The sequence below is a fragment of the Desulfobacterales bacterium genome, assembly GCA_034003325.1.
GTDB lineage: Bacteria > Desulfobacterota > Desulfobacteria > Desulfobacterales > JAFDDL01 > JAVEYW01.
In genome coordinates this window covers 268,527-288,206 of sequence record JAVEYW010000003.1, presented here as the reverse complement: position 1 = coordinate 288,206, position 19,680 = coordinate 268,527, and the positions used below count along the sequence as shown (strand labels likewise).

Genomic DNA, 19,680 nt, shown 5'->3' with positions numbered 1-19,680 from the left:
AATCGAGCCGGTCATTAATCGACATCCGGACGATGGGCCAGTGTCATGAAGGACTCGGGGTCTTTCCCGGTATCGGTGGTGATCTGGGTCACCACAAGGAGAACGATAAAGGAGGCGACGACGCCGAAAAGGCCGGGACCACCCGCCACAGACAGTCCGAGCAGGGTATAATTGGCGCCCTTGACGAAGAGCAGGACAATAAAAAGCACCGAGACGCCAAGGCCAGTCAGAATGCTGGCGATGACCGCCTGCCGGGTGGTTCGTTTCCACCACAAGGTGCAGAGCATCGCCGGAAAGATAGCGCTGGCGGCAATCCCGAAAGCAAGCATGACCAGCCAGGCGATATTCTCTTGCTTAAGCAACACCGCCAGGGAAACCGCGACGGCCGACATCAGCAGGGTGGTGACCTTGGCGATAGCCAATTCCTGCTTCTCCGAGGCCTTTGGGTTGATGTAGACCTTATATAGGTCTTGGCTGATCGAGGAGGCGACGGTGATCATCAGCCCGGCCGAGGTCGAGAGAACGGCTGCCACCGCACCGGCGGCGCCGATCGCCATCAACCAATTGCCGCCTACGACATGACTAATTTCCAGAACGGCCATGTTCTTGGCCATACCCACGCCCACCGGCCCCTGAGCGATCCAGGAAACCAGTTTCGAATAGATTCCGGGGAAGAGCAGGAAACCGAGAATGATGGCGGCCAAATAGAATATGCCGAGGGCGACGATGCACAGGGCGACGCTTTTTTTGGCAGCCCTGGCACTGGGAACGGTAAAAAACATGATGAGAATGTGCGGCAGACCGGCCGTGCCGAAGACAAGGGCAATGACCGTGCTGACCATGGCGAGTGTGCTGCTGGTTTTGACGCCGATGGTCATCGCCGATTCAGCTGCGGGCAGCATTTGCCGGGCGGTGGCGATTGCCTGATCCGCGGGCAGGTGCTTGATTGCCTCAACGACTGCCGGATTCTTTGCGGCAATAATCGGCGGCACCGCTTGATGCGCCGTGGTGAGGATTCGGTCAAAGGAGCCCTCGCCTACGGTGAAGTAAGCCATGGTCACCAGCACCACCATGGTGCCCCACAAAAAGAGGGCTTGAATGACCTGGTTGTAGAGGGTCGCTTTCATTCCGCCGAAGATGATGTAAATGCTCATCAACACGCCTAAACCGATGGTTACCCAGACAAAATCCCAGTGAAGCAGCAGCTCGAAGAGTAACCCCGCCCCGAGCATTTGCGGCACCAGGTAAAAGGTGGAGATGACCACGGTGCAGAGCATGACCACCAGCTTGATGCGATCATCCGGATAGCGACTGTAAAGTGCGCCGGCTACCGTGAAGGCGCCGATATTCCGCAGCGGACCGGCGATAAGCAACAACACCGCCATATAGCCGCCGAAAAAACCGATCGACAGCCAGATCGAATCGATGCCGAAAACCCCGATATCCCCTGCGCAGCCGAGGAAACTGGCGGCCGATAGGTAGCTGCCGACCATGGCGATTCCCACCTGCATCCAGGGTACGCCCTTGCCGGCGACATAGAAATCACTGGCGGATTTGGTCGACCGGCTGGTCCACCAGGTGATAACGATACTCACCACGACAAAGAAAAGGATGAAACCGATAACGATGGGAATGTTTAACTGAGTAGCCTCCGTTTCCGAGGCCTCCGCGGCAAAGCCCGCAGTCGGTGCCAGAAGGATGAGCAGCAAGGTGTTAAGACAGGCGGTTTTCATTTTGACCTCCAGAACCAAATTGCCATGATCAGCCAGGAAAGGGGGAAGATCAGGAGCGACAACAAAAGACCCAGCGGCATATTCAGCACCGGCTGGTCGGCTACCGCCTTGAAGGTCGGTGTCTGAATCACCGCCGCCAGCAGGTAGAAAGCGAAAAATACGAAGAAGAGTCCGAAGTTGATCAGGACTTTGCGCCGCATGACGGACCGGAAGGATGGGCTATCGGACATACGCGACCTCCATTGACATGACACTCTCCTCATAGGGGATAAAGATGGACGCCGAGAACCGTGGTATCGGCGACACCGCTGTCTCCCGATTAAGATTTAAATAAATTAAGAAAAAACTTGCCTAAAAAAAAGTCGAAGTGGGTTGTAACTACTCAGAAATACAGAATTCAGGAGCCAGAATTCAGAATAATGCACCAACCGCCCGAATCTTCAATCAACTAGATTAATCCGGCTGCTTTCAGTTGTTTTTATTCTGAATTCTGGATTCTGTCTCCCGGCTACTGAGCAGTTACAGTGGGTTTTTATATAGAAAAATATTTTCATTTGCAACAGTCAAACGTGCCGACGCTTGATGGATTCGGCGACATTTCACGTCGAAGGCTTCATTGTGAACCCGACGCGGGCGGTTTTGAATTGGGTTCACAGCCGTTGGATAAAGTCATTATGCGGTTCGAATCGGCTTGCTCGGGGCCAAGGCGGTCGCCCTGTAGGCGGGGTATGTCGCTCGGGAACCAGCGGGTGATTTACGGTTTTTCGGCAAGGCCCGTTCTGCTTTCGTATTTCATCTGCTCCTTAAAATAGCATTTTCTGAACGCTAAATCGGTCCCTGCTAGGTTCAAACCGTTTGGAATCGGGGTCTTGCCGCCGGAAGCATCATAGTTCAAAACGGTAAAGGTGCCGCTGTTGGTAATTTCGTTTTTCCCCTTGCCCATAAGATCCATCGCCCTTACGGTGACTTTCACCATGAGCGTCGTGCCTGCAACGAATACCACCTGCGAGGTCATTTCCATCAGATCGGTCACATAGAGCGGTTTAAGAAAAACAACGTCCTCCATGGCGATGGTCACCATTCGAATATTGCCCGTAAACTGCCGGGCGGTTGACAGGGCGAGTTCCTCCATCAATTGAACGGTGTCTCCACCGAACACAATGCCGAGGTTATTCGTGTTTCGGGGAAGAAACCGCTTTCGAACCGATAGGATGGTATCGGCAGGCGCATACAAGCGGTCTCTGGGAAAAAAATCTTTTAGATCCGCAGAAGACAGGGCCGTCAAGGCTTCAATCTTATCCAGATCGCGTTTATTTTCTCTAATCTGGCGTTCTCTTTTTTCAGCCATTCGTTTTTTGTCCAGATCCGCGGCGGATTTGTAGATAAGGGCAGGAATGTTTTTGTTGGGTTTGCCATTTTCGTCAATTGCCACCATAGTGATAAAACCACTGTTGCCGGGCCTTATCGTCATGTCGGTGGGGGACTTGGCAAAACCGTCCAGTCTCACCACGATTGAAGACCGTCCGACCTGAATCACGCAGGCATCGTAACGAACATAGTCCCGGTGGTAAACATAATCGAGCAACTCGATTCGGTCGAAAGCCAAGGTTACGAGCGTGCTTTCGGCATGGCGGATAGCCGCGTCGGCCGCCGCGAAATCCATCATATGAAGCAGTTCACCGGCGAACATTCGCTGACCGAGCAGACTTTCCACGCCGACGATTTGGGCCATATAGCTTTGTGAGTCCGAGGGGGTTTTTTCTCTTTTTTGCATGATATTCTATCTTTCCTTGCCAAAATAAAGCCATCCATTCCGTTGGAATCCTTCATGCGGCTTCTCAAAGCACCCTTTTATGTAACCTTTGAGCAGTGAGTAGCGCCTTAATTTTTTTATATAGAACCCTATGGCCTATTGCAACTGTCAATCGGGCCGGAGCCCATCCATGCTTTTTCAGGCTGCCGACTGCGGCGATTCGTTTTCCCTGTACACGTTGACCGATAAAGGATACGCGGTCAACATGCCTTTAATGGTTATTTTAAGTAGTAAAAAGTAATTATAAAACTTTTATGTTTGAAATAGTGAAATTAAATTGACAAATAATGACCAATTGTCGAAAAAAGAAGTTCTTTTTGTTAACCTGTTTTGTTGGTTCAATTTCAGAGAAGGAGAAAACACATGTTCAAACGATTAATCGCCGTCGGATTTATTTGTGCGTTCCTGTTTCTATTGGTGGACAGCCGGCCTGGAGAATCGGCTCAATCAATCGATACCTTCAGCCTGGGTGAAATCGTGGTGACCGGCCAAAAGGAAAGTATCGCCGATGTCACCGTTTCGCATGTGCTGACGCAGGCGGACATCATGGCCACCAACAGCAAAACCGTTGCAGATGCCTTACAGTTTGTTCCGGGCGTTGTTGTAACCCGGGGGCGCAAAAATGAACCCGAAATCTCCATTCACGGTTTCGGGCAGGAAAAGAGCCTGTTTCTCATTGACGGCATACCCTATTATGAAACTTATTATGGCAAGCTCAGCCTGGACCAGGTGCCTGCCGATATTATTTCCAGAATCGAGATCACCAAAAACGCCCCTTCGGTGCTCTATGGCGCCAATGCCCAGATTGCCGTCATCAATGTGATCACCCGAAAGGGAACTGAAAAGCCGAGCTTTCATCTTACCGGCGAAATCGGAGAGAACAACACCTATCGGACCGGATTTTCCCATGGGAATCAGATAGGTGCCGTTAATTACTGGATCAGTTTCAGTCATGATACATCGGACGGCTGGAAACTGTCCGATGATTTTGAGCCTGAAATTGCGCGCCGAGCGAGAAAATTCATGCCGAACGTGGACGGTATTCATGAGGGGGGAGGATTCCGGGAGAATGCGGATTTTGAAAAAAACAAATTATGGGCCAGAGCCGGTGTAACACCGTCTGCAGGGAGTGAATATTTTATCAGTTTTCACCTTCTGGATTCGGAACTGGGGCATCCGCCCGCCACCAATGAATACCGTATTCTCTTGAGGGAAGGCGATGTTCCCGGTTTTTCAACCTTCTCCAGATATGAAGATTATGATGACTGGGGCATTGATCTCAGCGGGAAAGAGGCCCTTTTCGATGCATTGACCGTAAGGGGAAAACTGTTTTTTCACAACCACGAAGATGCTTACGTTTCTTATGACGGGCCGGATTACAATACAGTTATTGCAAAAAGCACATACAAGGACAAGGTGTTGGGGACCTCTCTTTTCGGGGATTTCAGTCTGACGGAATTTCACGAAGGGCATGTTTCCTTTCATTACAGAAAAGACATTCACGATGCCGCTGACGATGATTATCTTCCTTATAATACGTATGAATCCTTTACCGGATCTATCGGAACGGAACACGGCCTGCATTATGAAAACGGGCTGTCTCTTTTTGCCGGTATTGCCTGGGACTGGTTTGAGGTGGACAAAGCCCAGGGGTACGCATTTGATGCCGATGACCTTTTTACCGGCAAAACAGACCTGAAGACCCCTTCCACCCAAGATGAATGTAATCCCATGATCGGGTTTTCATGGGCTATTGAAGAGACGTCCGTTTTCGGCTCTATCGCCCGCAGGACCCAATTTCCGTCTCTTCACCAGCTTTACTCATCCAGCAGCGGAAACATGGAACTTTCACCGGAAAAAACTATTAATTACACCCTGGGTGTCAGCCATCGTTTCAACCCTAAAATGTCGGGTGAGGTTTCCGGGTTCTATCACGATATTTCCGACTGGATTTCAAGAGATTATTACGAGGAAGGCTATTCCGGCAATGAAATTTACATGAATGTGGAAGAGGTCGCCATGCAGGGAGTCGAGGCGTCTTTAACCGCCGTCATGTGTGACTATTTCAAGATGAATTTCAATTATATGTTCAATGACGCGAAAAACAAAAGCCGGCTGAGAGCCACCGATAAGGTGATCGGGGTGCCGAAACACAAATTCGGTGTGGGATTTAATGCGATGATCCCGGTTATCCTGGTTTCCGTGGACATGCAGGGCATTTACGCGGATGAAGTGTATGACAGTCTTCCCACCAGCGGCAGTCCGGATGATGAGATCACAAAAAGCGACGACTATTTTATCGCCAAAACACGAATTTCAAGAAGCCTGAAAGACAAATACACGCTATTTGCCGAGGTGGATAATCTTTTTGATCGAAACTATGAGGAAGAGGTCGGGTTTCCGGCCCGAGGAAGAAATTTCCGAATCGGCGCTGTCGTTGATTTCTGACAAGTTAAGGTGAGGTTGTGTGTTTTTCCGCTTTTGAGATTCTTTATCACGGGATTGCGGGCAGTTTCATTATTTCCGGCACGGCCGCGCTTTTTCAAAAAAAGTGGGCAGGCTTATGCTTCGGCTTTTTGGCCACGGCATTGAGTGTTTTCGGCGTGGGGTTGATTATTTTAGAAGCCGGCCGGCCGCCCCTTTTCGGTCATTATGAAATTATCACGCAGAGTGTTTTTATCATCAGCCTTCTTGCGCTTCTGGAACAAAGATCCTGGCATCGACACCGTTTGCGGTTTCTTTCTCCGGTAACCACGCGATTATGGCTCTTGTGCGCCTTTCTGATGTGCGTTCTTTATTTTTTCCCAAAAACGGTAAATGCGGATTTTTATATGTACAGCCGCATTGCCGTGATGACGTTTTTTAATTTTCGAATCAGCGCCGGCGCGTTTTTTCTGGTAGCGGCGATACATTTTTACAGCGGGTTTTTCCAGGGCGGCACCGATTTACCGCCGTCTGCTTTTCTTCACAAAGGCCGTAATTTTTTATTGATCGGCACCATCTGTTTTCTTATCAGCGAATGCTCGGGTTCCTACTGGTGCCTGATATGGTGGGGGGATACGTGGCACTGGAGCAAGGGGTTTTTAAAGGCGGCCTCCTTGTTCATGCTGGTTATGCTTAGCTTTCATGTACCCGGAAAGTGGAAACTTCCCAAAGCCTTTCACTGGGTCATCTGTTGTATGCCGGGAATGGGAAGTCTCTGGCTTTTGTTGATGCATTAAGTAAAGGTGAAACCCATATGATCAAAAAGCTGGCTTCCGTTACTTGGACGTTCTGGAGCCTCATTTTCCTTTTCGGTCTCTTATCGCTTGGGGTGGCCCTCACCTTTATAAAGCCCTATTCCAAAAGCATCCGTTTGATCAGCGAGCAGCTCCCCCTGGATTGGCTCTTGAAATTTCACGGAAACGACGGGGTTGTTCTCGTCTGGTTTCTCCTCACTTGTCTGATCGGCGGCGTATTATTCATCAACCTTCTTTGCTGTACGGGATTGCGGTTGGTCGCTGTTTTGAAAAACAAAAAAATGCCCAGACAATGGTTATTCATCGTTCTCCACGGCATGTTTGCGGTGGTGATGCTCTGTCATGGGTTGGCTATGGTCATGGGATGTAAACACAGCAATATTCGCCTCTGGCCCGGAGAACATCGCGCCTTTGAAGGCGGTTATGCGGTTGCGCTTTCCCATGTGGAATTCAAGGATCAAATGGACATGCTCAAAGCCGACTACCAGGCTCGAAGATCTCTCATGACCCGGAAAAGTTTTCACCCGGAAAAAAATTATGCCTTTATCACGTTTACTCAAAATGAAGAATTGATCGTATCCGGTGCCATTTCCATGTTGAACCCTCTTGTAACAAACGGCAAGCGGGTTACCCTGACGGATTTTTTATATGACGAAGCAAAAGCCGCCCCTGTCGGCATCTCCCTGGTGATTGTTGAAAGCCCGTTAACCGCTGTGTTTTTTATGTCATATATCTTTCTCATTCTCTCTTTAACAGGCTTTGTGATCTATACGTGGAAGCCATCCCAATAATTTTTTGAAAGGAGTTACAAAATGAACGCTTACTTAAAAAGCGTTGTTTGGCTGTTGTCCGTTCTGTGGGTTTGCCCGGCCTTTGGTGGAAACCCCGGGACTGTTCATATCTCAGGGGCTGTAAACAACCCGTTAAGCTTGAATGTCAAGCAGCTTGCACTGTTTGAGTCCACAGCGGTTCAGCTTAACGAGATCACTTCCGACAAAAAATATCACGGTGCGTTTGTCTATCGTGGCGTTTCCTTGAAAACACTGCTGGACGCAGCGGGCATTGAAAAGAAAAATACGGATTTCAAAAAACCCGTGGATCTTGCCGTTGTGGTAAAAACCGCTTCCGGAAAACAGATCGCATTGTCCTGGGGGGAAATCTATTTTAAAAATCCGCAACAGGTGGTGGTGGCATACGCCGCGGTTCCCATTTTCCCCCGAAAAGGCATGGATCATTTTGCCGATCAAAAAGCCTACCATGAAATGATTGCAATCCTGAATCGGAAAATTGACTTTCCAAAGCTGGTCATCACCGGTGATATTTATACGGACCGGTGCCTTGAAGCGGTTACGAATATCATGGTGCATGATCTTCGCCCCAATGTGCCGGGAGAAAAATCTCCCAGCCCGTTTTCCGCTAAATTTTCCGTTTCAGGCGCGGTAGCGGTGTCCAAAACCTATGAAAAATTGCCGGGACACAGCCCGGTTGAGTTTTTTTACTCCGTTTTAGGGGAGGGGCGAGGGTATCACGGCACTCACAGCTTCAGTGGTATCCCTTTAAGGAATCTTATTCAGGCATCAAGCCCGAATTTGGACATGAATACGGTTTTTCTTATTTCTGCTCCGGACGGCTATCGGTCTTTGATTTCCTGTGGCGAACTGGTGTTAAGCCCATACGAAGACAGGATCATTTTGGCGGACACGCGCGATGGAAACCCCATAACTCAAAACGGATACTTCATGCTTGTGCTTCGCGATGATCTCATGGCGGACAGAATGGTTAAAGCCGTGCGAAAAATAGATGTAATTCGTTTGAATGCCCCTTAGTGCCCTTTATCGGAAACATGTATGGAATAGCATTCATAACGGGAAAAGGTCGTTGGCCGCTTGGTCGCACGGCTTTCGCGGCTATGTCAGGTCAGACAAATGATTTTTTTTGGGTTTCCGAGAAACATCATTTGATATTCTATGATGCTGTCAGTATAACAACAGGAAAGGAATGAAAGAAAATGAAACCCCAGGCGCTGCGAAAAACTATTTTTAGGGTTACCGTATTTGGGTTGTTGCTGGTTGGTGTTTCGGCGAAGGCTGAAAACACCCAAACCCTGATGATGGCCACCACCACCAGTACGGAAAATACTGGCCTGCTGGATGCGATGAAACCCGCCTTTGAAAAGGCCACCGGCATTGGCCTGCGATGGACAGCCACGGGAACGGGCAAGGCCCTTAAGCTGGGTGAAAACTGTGACGTGGACGTGCTCCTGGTGCATGCACCGTCTGAGGAAAAGAAATTCGTGGAAAAGGGCTTTGGCGTGGACCGGCGCGAAGTCATGTATAATGATTTTGTGATCATCGGCCCTGAATTCGATCCGGCGGGGGTCAAAGGCAAAACCGTCGCGGACGCACTAACTGCGATATCCGAAAAAAAAGCGCCTTTTGTCAGCCGGGGAGACAATTCCGGAACCCATGAAATGGAACGCTTTTTGTGGCATTCCGCAAAACTGACGATTCCTGAAAAACAAGCCTGGTATATTCAATGCGGTCAGGGCATGCTCACCACCATCACCATGGCGGCGGAACAAAAGGCCTATACGCTGACCGACCGGGGAACCTATATTCGATACGAAGCCGATATGAAAGGCCGTCCGCCTTTAACCATTCTGGTGGAAGGCGATTATACGCTCTTTAATCAATACAGCGTGATAGCGGTTAACCCGGCGCATTGCCCCAAGGTAAAAGACCAAGCGGCCATGCAATTCATTACCTGGATGACCGGAAAAGAAGCCCAACAGCTGATCAGGGAATTCAAACTTCTGGGAAAACCCCTGTTTACCCCTAACGCCGAATAAAGTATTCTTTTCGAGTATGGACTTTATCCTTGATGGGTTTTACCAGGCCATCCTTCTGATATTCTCGGCGGATGAAGAGACATTTTCCGCTATTAAAGCGACGCTGATGGTTTCCGGCTATTCCATGGGAATCAGCCTGACAATAGGCATTCCCATGGGATTTTTTCTGGGTCACTTTGATTTCAAAGGGAAAAAATCCATCCGGATGGTGGTGGACACCCTCATGGCCCTGCCCACGGTATTTATCGGCCTTTTGGTTTATGCTTTGATCACCCGCAGGGGGCCTCTGGGGGATTGGGGCCTTTTGTTTACATTGCCCGGCATTGCCTTGGGGCAAGCCCTTCTGGCCCTTCCCATTGTGGCAGGATTAAGCGCCACGGCCGTGGAAAGCGTCGATAACAAAATCCGAATCACCCTCCTGTCGTTAGGGGCCAATCGAAGACAATTGTTTTTGAGCAGTCTGTGGGAGGCCCGGCACGGTATTCTGGCCGGCGCTATTGCCGCTTATGGCCGGGTCATGACGGAAGTGGGCATTTCCATGATGGTGGGCGGCAATATCAAGTGGCACACCCGTACCGTCACAACCGCCATTGTCCTGGAGACCAATAAGGGCAAATTTGGCATGGGCATCGCCCTAGGGCTTATTTTGCTTTTGATTGCCTTCGGGGTGAATCTTTCGGTTTCATTTTTACGCAGACGATCGTAGGAATCTTGGGAATCAGGTTCAATGGCAGCCCCCATCTACCAAATCAATGATCTGGAACATGTCTACGGGAATAAGCCGGTTCTTCAAATCGACCGGCTGGCGCTTTTGCGAGGGGCGATCGTGGGCCTTTCAGGTCCCAACGGCAGCGGGAAGAGCACATTGTTGAAACTCCTGGGCCTTATTGAAAAACCCACCACGGGCCGGATTTTATATAACGGCTTTCCGGTGGAACCGTTTTCCGGTCATGCGCGGTTTCAGATTACCCTCCTTCCCCAGGAACCCGTTCTGATGAAACGCAGTGTGTTTAAAAATGTTGCCTATGGTCTGAAACTCCGGGGTGAAAAGGAACCTTTTGCCGAAGCGGTTAAAAAAGCCCTTTTGCGGGTGGGACTTTCCTATAATGGTTTTGCTCAACGGCCCTGGTACGCGCTGTCCGGGGGTGAGGCCCAGCGGGTGGCCATGGCCGCCAGATTGGCCTTGAAACCGAAGGTCCTCCTGCTGGACGAACCCACTGCCGCCATTGATGCGGCAAGCGCTCAGCTCATCAAGGAGGCGGCTTTCAATGCCAGAAAAGCGTGGGGAACCACCTTGGTGATTGCAAGCCATGATCAACCATGGCTAAGCGAAGTCTGCGATGATGTGTTGCCTCTTTTTAAGGGTCGGGTGATGGATCAGGATTATCACAATATCGTTTTCGGACCCTGGACGGATTTGGGCCATGGAAATACGGGAAAACGATTGTCCGATGGCCAGGAAATACGCACCCCTCAACCACCCCATCCGGATGCCGCCGCCGTGATGACGGTGATGCTGTCGAATGAATTCTCCTCAGCACAAGAGCCGCATCTTTTACAAGGTGTGATCTCGCGATTGCATCTGGAAAGAAAGACAGGAAAAATAAATGTCGTCATGGTGGCGGGGAACCTGGCCCTTAACCTCAAGGTCTCCCCTGAAAAAATTCGGGAAAAGGCGATTTTTCCCGGAAAAGCGGTGTCGGTTTATTATGACCGGAACCGTATTTCGTGGCGATAAGTGGTGTTTTTACGGCGAGTTGTCATTTTTTGAATCGCTCAGCGCCGATGAATACGATAGCAGGCCGAATTCACCTTATACGGCTTATGAGGCTTCGCGATTACCCTGCTGAAATCTCCCTTAGTGCTTGATAAAAGATCCCCCTGTAGCCTATATAAAAAAGCAACGTCCGAGTGAGTCAAGTCGAAAGCGTTTGATTCTGGTAAACAAGAGTGAATGGTTACAGCTATTCAGCCGGCGATTGACAGAACCCCGAACGCATCATGGGGACCGTTTGCGCGGGAGCTTCAAGGGATAGTCCAAAAAATGAATAGGGGTTGTAAGTTCCCGGTTTTGGCCGAGGATAGCATTAGAAGTCAAGATAGGAGACAACATGTATAGGCTTGGAGATATAACCAGGAAAGGCAGGAAATTTTTTTTCGATGACGAGGCGATCATATTTGAGAATAACAGGGTAACCTACCGCCAATTGGAGGACAGGGTCAACCGTCTGGCCAATGCCCTCCTTGACTTGGGATATCAAAAAGGTGACAGATTGGCCATTTTATCCGAAAACAGCCATAAATACTTGGAGGTGTACTTTGCCGCGGGCAAACTCGGCATGGTGGTCACCCCGCTGAATTTTCGTCTTTCTGAAAATGAGCTCGTCCATATCGCAACGGATAGTGAGGCAACCCTGTTTGTTGTCGGGGATGGGTATGAAAGCAATGCAGCGGCATTTAAAAAAGAGCTTGAAAATATTCGGCACTGGATAGCGTTGGATAATCAAATAGCACCGTTTCTCTTCTATGAAAGCATCCTTGCTTCGGCATCCGATAAAGACCCGGAATCGGACGTCAGCGAGGATGATCTGGCCATCCTGATGTATACCGGTGGAACAACCGGAGCCCCTAAGGGGGTGATGCTCACGCACCGGAACATCATGACACAATCCTATATGTCGATCATTGCCTTTACCCTTTCCAAGCGGGATGCGCACTGCTTTATTCTACCCCTTTTTCATATCGCCTTCTGGTCTGCGCTCTGCACGCTGATGGTCGGCGGTAAACTGGTCATCGTTCGAAGACCGGAATTGCCCGGTATCTGTCACCTGATTCAGAAAGAAAGATGCACCTGGACGAACATGGTTCCGACCCTCTATCAATGGTTACTGAATCTGCCGGAAATTGACAGCTATGATCTGACAAGCCTCAGGTTGCTGGTCTATGGCGGCAGCCCGATCGCTTCGGAGGTGCTGAGGCGGCTGATTCATAAATTCGGGCCTATTTTTTACCAGATTTACGGCATGACCGAATCGGCGGGGGTCGCAGCCGTTCTTGAGGCAAAGGATCACGCCCTGGAAGGTGACCCGAGAATCACCGAACGGTTAAATAGTGTCGGCAGAGAGTTGATCATGACCGATATGAACGTGTTCGATGAAAATGATCGGGAAGTGCACCCGGGCCAAATCGGGGAGATCGTATTCCGCGGGAAAAATATGATGACAGGGTATTGGAAAAATCCTGATCAGACGCGCAAAAGCTGGCGGAATGGATGGTACCACACGGGTGACATGGGCACTCGAGACGAGGACGGCTATATCTATTTGAAGGATCGCAAAGCCGATATGATTGTCACCGGCGGCGAGAATGTTTATCCCAAGGAAGTTGAAAACATCATCTACGAGAATCCGGCGGTTTTCCAATGTGCCGTTGTTTCGGCGCCGGATGAAAATTGGGGGGAGAAGGTCGTGGCCGTCTTGACGCTTAAAGATGCGTCTTCACTCTCTGCCGATGAATTGATTCGCCACTGTAAGCAAAAACTGGCAGGGTATAAGTGCCCCAAGGAGGTCTTTATTTGGGAAGACCTGCCGAAAACGACCGTGGGGAAAATACTCAGAAGAGAGGTTAAAGCGCATTTTTGGAAGGGTTCGGATAGACTGATCGGGTAGCGGTTGACTTCCGTGACCCCGGACGAGCTGTGGACCGCCTATGTTGTTTGTCGCGGGAGCGTTTCCTGATGACCCAGTCGGATTGTTTCAGCGTGTTGAATGTGCCGCCTGATGCGACGCTTGAGGAAGTACGGCGCGCGTATAGGCTTCTGGTCAGGCGCTGGCATCCGGATCGATATCTGGATAACCCGGAGCTGAGGGACGCGGCTCAGGAAAAACTTAAAATGATCAATGCCGCCTATCAGCAAGCCAAAAAAATAATATTTGAAACAGAAGCGCCGGATGAAAGACCGGAGCCGGTCATAACGAAAAAAAAATCTTTTTTTCAAGTGATGGGAAGCATATTGGCGGGTTGTTTTGATACGATTACTAAATCATCGCCCCAAGACATGACCGCACGCAAGATGAAGAATCGTGCGCAAAAACCGGGACGGCCGGACGCAAACGGAACGCAAGATGCGTTTGAAAAAATATTCAGCAACGCCATGCGCGCCCGCGGGAGCGCTCCCAGTGAAATGCGGGAAAATAAGCCTGAGCGCCGCAACCCCTCGTTGCGCACCTCCGTGCGAGGTCCTTCGGCTCAGGTGGTGACCCCCATCTCGCCTGGCAAAAAAAGGAGCGGCCGCATCGCGCCTGTTAATAACATAAAACGTGTCGGCAAAGTAAAATAGCGCGCATCGTGACCGGTGTTGACATATATGGATTGATTTCGTTACTATTTATTTAACTGAGCGCTCCTTTTAGCCCTGTTTTTTTCGGTAAGAACCGTTTTTGACTTAGGGATTATTCCGATGGACGTATTATTCCTCTCCAGGCTTCAATTCGGCTTGACCACGGCGTTTCATATTCTGTTTCCGACCCTGACGATCGGACTTGCCGTGTATCTGGTAATCGTCGAATTTCTGTGGCTGCGAACGAAAAAAGAGATCTATTTCCGCATGTATCGCTTCTGGGTGAAAGTGTTTGCGGTTCATTTCGCAGTCGGGGTGGTCAGCGGCATTACGCTGGAATTCGAATTCGGCACCAATTTCGCCAGATTTTCTCAGGCCGTTGGAAACGTGTTGGGGCCTTTGTTTGCCTATGAAGGCATGACCGCCTTTTTTCTGGAGGCGGGATTTCTCGGGGTCATGCTGTTTGGCTGGAAGCGGGTATCGCCGATCGTGCATTTTATGTCTACTTGCCTGGTTGCGCTCGGCGCGTCTTTTTCCGCTTTCTGGATCATGGCCGCCAACGCATGGATGCAAACCCCGACAGGCTACACGTTCGAACAAGGGGTATTCAAAGTAACCCGCTTTTGGGAGGTGATTTTCAATCCAGCCTTGCCAACTCATCTGAGCCATATGCTCATGGCTTCCTATGAAACCGCGGCCTTTGCGGTGGCCGGCATCAGCGCCTTTTTTTTACTTAAAAAAACACATATTCCGTTTTATCGAAAGTCCATGGGCCTGGCTTTGATCATGGCGGCTCTTTTTGCACCGCTTCAGGTTCTTATCGGCGATCTAAGAGGCCAAAACGTTGCGCAATATCAGCCCGCCAAACTGGCGGCCATGGAGGCGCATTGGGAAACCAACACGACCGGCGGCGCCGCGTTTGTCGCCTTTGCTCTGCCCGATATGGCGGCGGAAAAAAACCGGTATGCGCTGACCATTCCCAATGGGCTGAGCTTGCTGATTACACACTCGCTTGAAGGACAAATTCAGGGGTTGAAAGAATTTCCCAAAACGGACAGGCCCAACGCCGCCGTTCTTTTTTGGTCATTTCGCATCATGGTCGCCATCGGTTTTCTGTTTGCCGGCGTGATACTCTGGGCGGCGTTGTTGTGGTGGAGAAAGCGGCTTTTTGACACGCGATGGTTCCTATGGGCACTCGTTGCCATTCAGCCCCTGGGGTTTCTGGCAACTATTTTGGGTTGGGTGACCTCCGAGATGGGCCGGCAACCCTGGGTTGTGTACGGGGTTATGCGAACTGCCGACAGCGTCTCTCCCATTGCCGCCGGAAATGTGGCTTGGTCCCTGTCCGTTTTTGTGCTGTTCTTCGGCCTGGTGGGTGTCAGTTATTTTTACTATATTCTAAAAATACTTCACCGGGGACCGGATATGGACAGTCCGATACCGTCGTTGCAGATACCGGCGGGCATGCAGCCCATGGAAATTCAAATGGGAAGAGGGGAGGCACGCTGAAATGGATCTGGTTCATGTATGGGTATTTTTGGTCGGACTGGTCATCATACTGTATGTGATTTTGGATGGGTTTAGTCTGGGGGTCGGCCTTCTTTTTCCAAGTGCGGAAAATGACGCGGAACGCGATGTGCTGATGAACAGCATTGCGCCGGTTTGGGATGCCAATCAAACCTGGATCGTTTTTGGCGGCGGCGCTTTGTTCGCGACTTTCCCTACAACCTATGCCGTGCTTTTCAGCGCACTGTATGTCCCCTTGCTTACATTTATTTTCGGGTTGATATTTCGAGGGGTTGCTTTCGAATTTCGTGCCAATTCCGGAAAAAAGCGAATTTGGGATCGGGCCTTTTTTATCGGGTCTTTGGTGGCGGTTTTGGCGCAGGGCGTCACACTGGGCGCCTATATTTCCGGCATTCAAACCACGGGAGGTGTTTTTTCGGGCGGCGCTTTTGACTGGCTGAATCCGTTTTCAGTCATGGTGGGGCTGGCGCTTGTGGCGGGGTACATGCTCTTAGGCGCCACTTATCTGGTGCTGAAGACCTCCGGTGCCGTACAGCAGCGGGCATTTCGGCAGGCTGCCACCGCGAGCCTGGCGGTTGCCGGGTTTATGGTTCTGGTCAGCATCTGGACGCCGTTACACAGCCCGGATATGACGGCCGGATGGTTCAGTCCCCCCAGAATATATTTTGTCTGGCTGTTTCCCCTGCTCGGAGTGACCGCCTTTTTTTTCTTAATGCGAAGCTTGAAGAATCGCCGGGAAACCCTTCCTTTTTTTTATGCTATACTGCTTTTTTTATCGGCGTATTTCGGTTTGGAGACCGCGTTATATCCCTATGCGGTACCTCCGAATATCACCGTTTTTGACGCAGCAGCGCAACCCGAGACACTCATTTTCACCCTCTGGGGCGTGGTGCTGGTGCTGCCCTTTGTCCTTGGCTACACCGTCTACAGTTATTGGGTTTTTCGCGGCAAAATAACGGAGACGGAAGGCTATCATTAATAGCTAACAGCTCATAGCTAATAGCTCATAGCTCATAGCTAATAGCTCATAGCTCATAGCTATCATGAGGAATATGTTGGAAACCATCTATCAGGCGCTTGCCCAATACGGATTCTCTCATCCGCTGCATCCCATTGTCGCGCACTTGCCGGTGGGATTGATCGCCGGTGGCGTCATTTTCGCTTTTTTCTCATTTCTATTTGACCGGAAAACCTTGGCGGTTTCAGCCAGACATTGCCGGACACTGGCTTTTTTGATGGTGTTTCCGGCGGTTTTGCTCGGGTATGCCGATTGGCAGCATTTTTACGGGGGCGCATGGCTGTTTGAGATAAAAATGAAAATAATGTTGACCAGTTTACTCGTCTTTTTGTTAATGCTTCAAATGTTTCTCGGAAGAAAACGCCATGCAGATGTCGCAATCCATTTTCCCTTGTATTTATCATGTATGTTGGTTGTTATCGGTATCGGATATTTCGGAGGTGAGCTGGTTTTCGGAAAGAACAAGTTAACCAACGCCTTCAAATCAGAAGCAGCCGGTGTTCATAGCGCCTTGTTACGCCAGGGTGCTGAGTTGTTTACGCAGCGGTGCGCATTTTGCCATTATGCGAATAAAGCCGAGTCTAAAGTGGGTCCCGGGCTAAAGGATTTGTTTTCACAAGAAAAAATGTCTGTCAGTGCGTTGCCGGTTTCAAAGGAAACGGTTGAAAAACAATTGCGGCGGCCGTTTAAGGACATGCCGTCCTTTGATCAACTCGACGATGATCAGATTGCCGCCTTATTGGCGTATCTGGAAACGTTGTAACGAAGGATTGAATTCAGGCGCTGACCAACCCTTTTTCCATGGCGAACAGGGTTAGCGATGAGGTGTTGTGCAGATCCAGCTTTTTCATTAGGTTGGCGCGATGCTTTTCGACGGTTTTCAAGCTGATGCAAAGATAGTCGGCGACCTCTTTGTTTTTATACCCTTCCGCAATCAGTTTGAGAACTTCGCGTTCTCTTTGCGTGAGATTTTCCCATGAGGATTTTGTCTTAAGGCTCTTTTTCCCTTCCAGGTAGCCGACGATCACCTTTTCCGATATGCTCGGGCTTAAATATCGTTTTCCCTTTAACACATGACTGATGGCCATGAGAAGTTCATCGTGCGTGGCATCTTTTAATACATAACCGTCAGCGCCTGCCTGAAGCGTCATCAAAATATACTCTTCCGTATTGTGGACGGTCAGCGCGATGATCTTGATGTCGGCATTTTGTTTCTTTATTTCTCGGATGGCTTCAAAACCGTTCATTCGCGGCATTGAAAGGTCCATCAGGATGAGATCCGGTGATAATTCATTGGCAAGCCGAACGGCTTTGCGGCCATCTTCGGCTTCGCCCACCACTTCCGTATCGTGGTTGGTTGAAAGGAGGGATTTTAGGCCTTCGCGTAAAATCGTGTGGTCTTCCGCAATTAGTAGGCGATGTTTTATTTTCATCTTTTTCTTTTTCGGCCTGAAAAAAACCGAGCAAAAACGGGATTCAGGCCATCGGAGGAGGAAAACGCCCATGATGTTCGATGCCCGATAGCGCGAAAATACGCGATCCCGATGATTAAAATACATAGAAGACCCTATTTAACATAGGTTAGAACGTTGGTAAAGGTTAAAAGAATCTTTAGCGCGATACGTTTTTTGCAATGTGTTACGCGCTTATTGGATAAAGTGAATGGGGATCTATCCGTATGTATAAAACATTGGTGGTCGAAGATAATCCAAGTTTTCGAAACACCTTAATCTCCTTACTAAGTGAAAAATTTAGCCTGATGAAAGTCGAAAGCGTGTCCGATGGCCAGGCTGTTCTGGAAAAATATTTCAGCTTTTATCCCAACCTCATATTGATGGATATTCGGCTTCCCGGTGAAAACGGTCTTGAATTAACGCGTAAAATCCGTTTGAACAATAAGGACGTTACCATTGTCATTCTGACCAGCCACGATGCGCCGGAATACCGGCAGGCGGCGGATCGGAACGGGGCGAACTTTTTTGTTTCAAAATCCAACACGTCTTCCGAAGAGATTCTTTGCCTTGTAGAATCGATCGTCGCCCGAAAGCCTTATCCATCCTTTACGGCTTAGGCCCTTTTCCAGAAACATGCACGCTTTTGCGTGTATATTCGCCGAAGGTGAAAGATGGCTTTTATGCATCCCAGCATCCCAGCATTCCAGCATCCGGCTTTGCCGGATTAGGGTTAAGCCATTGCGAAAGGCGCTGCAAGCCTTCTTGCGTTGAGATGTGGGGGGTGTATCCTATCGCGGATTGTGCTGCGCCAATGTCAAACCAGTGGCTTGTCGCCAACTCATTGGCCACAAAGCGGGTCATCGGCGGCTCTCCTTTAAGCCGGAACAGCCGGTACATGCCTTCCATGAGCGCGCCGGCGGCCCATGCCGTCCTGTAGGAAATGCGGGATGTAATGGGCGAATGCCCGCCCGCGGCCAGAATCGCATTGATCATATCCCAGAGCAACACAGGCTCCCCCTGGCTGATAAAAAAAACGCTTCCCGAAAGCGCCAGATGGGTTGCCAGCCGATCGGCCGCGAGCACATGCGCATTGGCGGCGTTATCGATGTAGGTTGTGTCCACGCGGTTTTGCCCGTTGCCGACGATTCGCAACTGTTTTGCGCGGGATAAAATGCGGGGAACCAGATGGGTGTCTTCAGGCCCCCAGATCAGATGCGGGCGGAGTGAAATGGTCCGCAGGGACTGATTCGATGCTTTCCTCACAGCCTGCTCGGCCAGGGCTTTGCTGGCAGGGTAGGGGGCATGGAAACGGGATGCGTAAGGCACGGATTCGTTCACGCCTGCCATGTCTTGACCGTTAAAAACGACACTGGGGGAGCTGGTGTAAATCAGACGCCGTACCCCCGCTTTTCGGCAGGCGTCTATCACATGAAGGGTGCCGTGGAAATTGATGTCATGGTATTCTCCGGCATTTCCCCATACGCCGGCTTTGGCGGCAACGTGAAACACCACGTCCATTCCCTTGCTGGCGGTTAGGACCGCTGCCGGATTCCGAAGGTCTCCGATGATCTGTTGAATACCGAGCGAATCCAACTCAGGGTAGTGATTTCTTGAAAAACTGGTGACCGTGTCCCCACGGGCAATCAGTTGCTTGACAATAGCTTTGCCCAGAAATCCACCGCCTCCGGTTACCAGGGCTTGCGTCATTT

General features: G+C 50.1%; 18 protein-coding genes. 13 read left to right on the top strand and 5 right to left on the bottom strand.

What is annotated here, in order from left to right; all coding sequences use genetic code 11:
* Nucleotides 1-14: 14 nt before the first annotated feature.
* The 3 genes from RBT11_04910 to RBT11_04900 form a co-directional block, all read right to left on the bottom strand.
* Nucleotides 15-1,733, bottom strand: coding sequence for a cation acetate symporter (locus tag RBT11_04910; GenBank protein ID MDX9786087.1), 1,719 nt, complete (start codon nt 1,731-1,733; stop codon nt 15-17).
* On the bottom strand, nt 1,730-1,963 hold the full coding sequence (locus RBT11_04905; protein MDX9786086.1) for a DUF485 domain-containing protein: 234 nt from the start codon (nt 1,961-1,963) through the stop codon (nt 1,730-1,732). The genes RBT11_04910 and RBT11_04905 overlap by 4 nt, the downstream gene beginning before the upstream one ends.
* A 524-nt stretch (nt 1,964-2,487) precedes the next feature.
* Nucleotides 2,488-3,507 (bottom strand): acyl-CoA thioesterase, encoded by a 1,020-nt coding sequence (locus RBT11_04900; GenBank protein MDX9786085.1) that lies wholly within the window; start codon nt 3,505-3,507, stop codon nt 2,488-2,490.
* A 402-nt stretch (nt 3,508-3,909) separates the two neighbouring features.
* On the opposite strand from RBT11_04900, the gene RBT11_04895 reads away from it, so the two are divergent.
* The 12 genes from RBT11_04895 to RBT11_04840 all read left to right on the top strand — a co-directional run bounded on the left by RBT11_04895 (nt 3,910) and on the right by RBT11_04840 (nt 17,280).
* Complete coding sequence (locus RBT11_04895) at nt 3,910-5,994, top strand: TonB-dependent receptor (protein ID MDX9786084.1); 2,085 nt, start codon at nt 3,910-3,912, stop codon at nt 5,992-5,994.
* A gap of 17 nt (nt 5,995-6,011) precedes the next feature.
* Nucleotides 6,012-6,767 (top strand): hypothetical protein, encoded by a 756-nt coding sequence (locus RBT11_04890; protein ID MDX9786083.1) that lies wholly within the window; start codon nt 6,012-6,014, stop codon nt 6,765-6,767.
* Between the two features lie 17 nt (nt 6,768-6,784).
* Nucleotides 6,785-7,576: a hypothetical protein gene (locus RBT11_04885; protein ID MDX9786082.1), complete on the top strand. Its 792-nt coding sequence runs from the start codon at nt 6,785-6,787 to the stop codon at nt 7,574-7,576.
* A gap of 21 nt (nt 7,577-7,597) precedes the next feature.
* Nucleotides 7,598-8,611 (top strand): hypothetical protein, encoded by a 1,014-nt coding sequence (locus RBT11_04880; protein MDX9786081.1) that lies wholly within the window; start codon nt 7,598-7,600, stop codon nt 8,609-8,611.
* 182 nt (nt 8,612-8,793) lie between these two features.
* Entirely contained in the window at nt 8,794-9,633 is an 840-nt protein-coding gene (locus RBT11_04875; protein ID MDX9786080.1) for a substrate-binding domain-containing protein, read from the top strand.
* 16 nt (nt 9,634-9,649) lie between these two features.
* Nucleotides 9,650-10,339 carry an ABC transporter permease gene (locus RBT11_04870; protein MDX9786079.1) on the top strand — a complete coding sequence of 230 codons (690 nt, stop codon included), beginning with the start codon at nt 9,650-9,652 and terminating at the stop codon, nt 10,337-10,339.
* A 21-nt stretch (nt 10,340-10,360) separates the two neighbouring features.
* Nucleotides 10,361-11,371, top strand: a complete 1,011-nt coding sequence (locus RBT11_04865; protein MDX9786078.1) for an energy-coupling factor ABC transporter ATP-binding protein — start codon at nt 10,361-10,363, stop codon at nt 11,369-11,371.
* Nucleotides 11,372-11,744: 373 nt separating this feature from the next.
* The gene (locus RBT11_04860; GenBank protein MDX9786077.1) at nt 11,745-13,301 is read left to right on the top strand and encodes a long-chain-fatty-acid--CoA ligase; all 1,557 of its coding nucleotides are present in this window, start codon (nt 11,745-11,747) and stop codon (nt 13,299-13,301) included.
* A 68-nt stretch (nt 13,302-13,369) separates the two neighbouring features.
* On the top strand, nt 13,370-13,972 hold the full coding sequence (locus tag RBT11_04855; protein MDX9786076.1) for a J domain-containing protein: 603 nt from the start codon (nt 13,370-13,372) through the stop codon (nt 13,970-13,972).
* A gap of 120 nt (nt 13,973-14,092) precedes the next feature.
* Nucleotides 14,093-15,481 (top strand): cytochrome ubiquinol oxidase subunit I, encoded by a 1,389-nt coding sequence (locus tag RBT11_04850; GenBank protein MDX9786075.1) that lies wholly within the window; start codon nt 14,093-14,095, stop codon nt 15,479-15,481.
* Between the two features lies 1 nt (nt 15,482).
* Entirely contained in the window at nt 15,483-16,478 is a 996-nt protein-coding gene (cydB, locus tag RBT11_04845) for a cytochrome d ubiquinol oxidase subunit II (GenBank protein MDX9786074.1), read from the top strand.
* Between the two features lie 73 nt (nt 16,479-16,551).
* Nucleotides 16,552-17,280, top strand: a complete 729-nt coding sequence (locus tag RBT11_04840) for a cytochrome c (GenBank protein ID MDX9786073.1) — start codon at nt 16,552-16,554, stop codon at nt 17,278-17,280.
* Nucleotides 17,281-17,293: 13 nt separating this feature from the next.
* Here the strand turns inward: RBT11_04840 and RBT11_04835 are convergent, their stop codons facing one another.
* Nucleotides 17,294-17,950: a response regulator transcription factor gene (locus RBT11_04835; GenBank protein MDX9786072.1), complete on the bottom strand. Its 657-nt coding sequence runs from the start codon at nt 17,948-17,950 to the stop codon at nt 17,294-17,296.
* Nucleotides 17,951-18,195: 245 nt separating this feature from the next.
* On the opposite strand from RBT11_04835, the gene RBT11_04830 reads away from it, so the two are divergent.
* Nucleotides 18,196-18,588 (top strand): response regulator, encoded by a 393-nt coding sequence (locus RBT11_04830; protein ID MDX9786071.1) that lies wholly within the window; start codon nt 18,196-18,198, stop codon nt 18,586-18,588.
* Nucleotides 18,589-18,649: 61 nt separating this feature from the next.
* On the opposite strand, the gene RBT11_04825 is transcribed toward RBT11_04830, so the two are convergent.
* Nucleotides 18,650-19,678 (bottom strand): NAD-dependent epimerase/dehydratase family protein, encoded by a 1,029-nt coding sequence (locus tag RBT11_04825; GenBank protein ID MDX9786070.1) that lies wholly within the window; start codon nt 19,676-19,678, stop codon nt 18,650-18,652.
* Nucleotides 19,679-19,680: the final 2 nt, after the last annotated feature.